Origin of the sequence: uncultured Porphyromonas sp. (assembly GCF_947254915.1) — a bacterium.
In the GTDB taxonomy this organism is placed as follows: domain Bacteria; phylum Bacteroidota; class Bacteroidia; order Bacteroidales; family Porphyromonadaceae; genus Porphyromonas.
In genome coordinates, this window is record NZ_CAMYEZ010000157.1 from 1 (window position 1) to 3214 (window position 3214).

Consider the following 3214-nt stretch of genomic DNA (forward strand, 5'->3'; position numbering starts at 1 on the left):
ACCGAAGCCGAATCCCGAAAGCAACACAGCGATTCGCCTTTATGCAACAGTCTCATAGAGACGTAGATGTACTCGTCCGCTATAATGCGTCAGCTCTGGGGGTTCTAGTCTGCCAATAAATTAGTACCTTTGCCGTAGCTCCGTCAGCTAGTAAGATCCACCGTTCGTGAGATCCGAAGGAGAGCTTGCTGACACTGTTTTGATCAGCGACAGAGACCCATTAGATACAGAACATACTACGCAACAGTCCGAACTTGTTGTGTAGTCATTAAATAGCTTCATGTCTATAGACAGCAATCCTACATCAGAGGCACAGCACAAGGCGAGCACCTCTGCTGATTCATCTGCCGAGGTGACATCGTCCGCATCTACTGGCAAGCGAAGACGTCAACGCATAGCGCGACCCGCTTCCAGCGAATCCTTGATTCGTGTCAAGGTTAGTGGCGAGGCTGGAGCCACGGTGACACATCGTAACATAGATGCTTCCGAGATGGTCAAGCCTCGCGACATCAATGCTGAGAAAGCTTTGGAGCGCAGATTTGACTTCGACGAGCAGCATACTGAAGGACGGAGTCTTCACAAAGTGACGGCATCCGTATCTTTAGTAGGTGATGGCAATCAGGATGACCCTGTCATATACCCATACGCTAAGCAGAGAGGCAAGGGCAATCGTCCTACAGCTCACAGCGGAGAAGCTCGTACCTCATCGCCACGTCGTAAGAGAGAAGCCTCGGCTGACTCAACCGACCGCAAGAGCAAGCGCACCTCAGCTCCTCGCAAGAGCGCTGGTCAGCGTACTAACAAGCAGCGTAAGGGCGAGTCAAAGCCCCGCACACCTAAGGCTCCCGTCGAGCCAGTGCGCTACGCATCTCCTCTTGTTGAGGCGGGCGAACCGATACGACTCAACAAGTTCCTCTCCAACTCTGGACTATGCTCGCGTCGTACGGCAGACCAGTACATCGTAGCTGGACGTGTCAAGGTCAACGGTGTCGTCATCTCCGAGCTTGGCTCACAGGTACTACCGACCGACCAGGTGATGGTCGATGACAAGCCAGTCTCCCTAGAGGCAAAGGTCTACGTACTGCTCAACAAGCCGAAGAACTGCGTCACCACACTCACCGATCCCGAGGGTCGGCGCACCGTTATGGATCTCGTACACAACGCCTGCACCGAGCGCATCTACCCCATCGGTCGACTAGACCGCAACACGACTGGCATCCTCCTCTTGACCAATGATGGGGACCTAGCGGTGCGCCTGATGCACCCCGCCTTTCGCAAGAAGAAGATCTACGAGGTAGCCCTCGACAAGGAGGTCACCGTAGAGCATATGCAGATGATTGCTCACGGCTTCGAGCTAGAGGATGGCGAGATCCACGCCGATGCTATCAGCTATATCACTGGACAGACCCACGACAAGGTCGGTATAGAGATTCACTCGGGACGTAACCGCATCGTGCGTCGCATCTTCGAGCATCTAGGCTATCGCGTCGTACATCTAGACCGTGTCTACTACGCAGGTCTCACCAAGAAAGATCTACCACGAGGACGCTGGCGCTACCTCACTCCCGAGGAGGTGCGCTACCTCCGCATGGGGGTCAAAGAGCAGGAAGACAATGGCGTAGCCCCCACCACCAAAGTTTATCACAAGCACCAAGAGACACTAGACCATCCCTTCTCATCCGAAGAGATAGAAGACTAAATAGGCATAAACCATATCAGCAGATACTATGAATAACTCACTACCACGCACTACTATCAAGGAGCTCCCCCAGCTTGCTCAGCGTCAGCTCCCCCAGCCCGTCTGTGTCAAGGGTTGGGTACGTACCAAGCGAGGCAACAAGGCTGTCTGCTTCGTTGCGCTCAACGATGGCTCGACCGTACACAGCATACAGATCGTCATTGACAAAACCCAGACCGATCCCAAGCTCCTCGAGCAGATCACCACAGGCGCCGCTATAGGTGTCGTCGGCACGCTCGTCGCTTCACAGGGGCAAGGGCAAGAGTACGAGATACAGGCTAGCGAAATAACCATCTACGGCACCGCTGATCCCGTCCGTTATCCACTGCAAAAGAAGGGGCACACCCTAGAGTTCCTGCGTGAGATCGCCCACCTGCGTCCACGTACCAACACCTTCGCAGCAGTCCTCCGCATCCGCCACAATATGGCTTATGCGATCCACACCTTCTTTCACGAGCGTGGCTACTTTTACCTCCACACCCCGATCATCACCTCGAGCGATGCCGAGGGTGCAGGGCAAATGTTTACCGTCACCACGCTAGATATGAACAAGCTCCCCCTCGCTAAGGATGGGAGCGTGGACTACAGCAAAGACTTCTTTGGCAAGCACACCTCACTGACCGTATCGGGACAGCTAGAGGGCGAGCTAGGAGCCATGGCGCTAGGCGGTATCTACACATTTGGACCTACCTTTAGAGCTGAGAACTCTAATACCCCACGGCACCTCGCTGAGTTTTGGATGGTTGAGCCCGAGGTCGCCTTTATGGATAATGAGGGCAACCAAGACCTAGCCGAGGCGTTCACCAAGCATTGTCTCCAGTGGGCTCTTGATCACTGTATGGACGACCTCGAGTTCCTCGCCGAGCATTACGACAAGGAGCTCATCGAGCGCATCCGCTTCGTCGTAGAGCGTCCATTCGTACGCACCACCTATACCGAGGGTGTCGCCATCCTCGAGGAGGCCGTCCGTAACGGCAAGAAGTTCGAGTTCCCCGTCTACTGGGGAGCCGACCTCGCCAGCGAGCACGAGCGCTACCTAGTCGAGCAGCACTACAATGCGCCCGTCATCATGACCGACTACCCGAAGGAGATCAAGGCCTTCTATATGAAGCAAAACGAAGATGGCAAGACCGTCCGCGGTATGGATGTCCTCTTCCCGCACATTGGCGAAATCATCGGAGGTAGCGAGCGTGAGACCGACATCGACAAGCTCACGGCACGTGCCCAGGAGGTCGGCATCAAGGACAAGGATCTGTGGTGGTACCTCGACACCCGTCGCTATGGGTCAGCACCACATGCGGGCTTCGGACTAGGCTTCGAGAGACTCCTACTCTTCGTCACAGGCATGACCAATATCCGTGACGTAATCCCCTTCCCCCGCACACCAAACAACGCAAACTTCTAGTTTTCTAGCAAAGCATATCAATCGAGTAGGTCAGGAAACGAAAGTTTTCTGACCTACTTTCGTTTCCTTCC

Annotated in this window: 2 protein-coding genes; both read left to right on the forward strand. The window is 54.7% G+C overall.

The features are described from left to right. Positions 1-280: 280 nt before the first annotated feature. Complete coding sequence (locus Q0X57_RS07910; RefSeq protein WP_297729915.1) at positions 281-1699, forward strand: pseudouridine synthase; 1419 nt, start codon at positions 281-283, stop codon at positions 1697-1699. A 28-nt stretch (positions 1700-1727) separates the two neighbouring features. Beyond that, the gene (gene asnS, locus Q0X57_RS07915; RefSeq protein WP_297729917.1) at positions 1728-3143 is read left to right on the forward strand and encodes an asparagine--tRNA ligase; all 1416 of its coding nucleotides are present in this window, start codon (positions 1728-1730) and stop codon (positions 3141-3143) included. Positions 3144-3214: the final 71 nt, after the last annotated feature.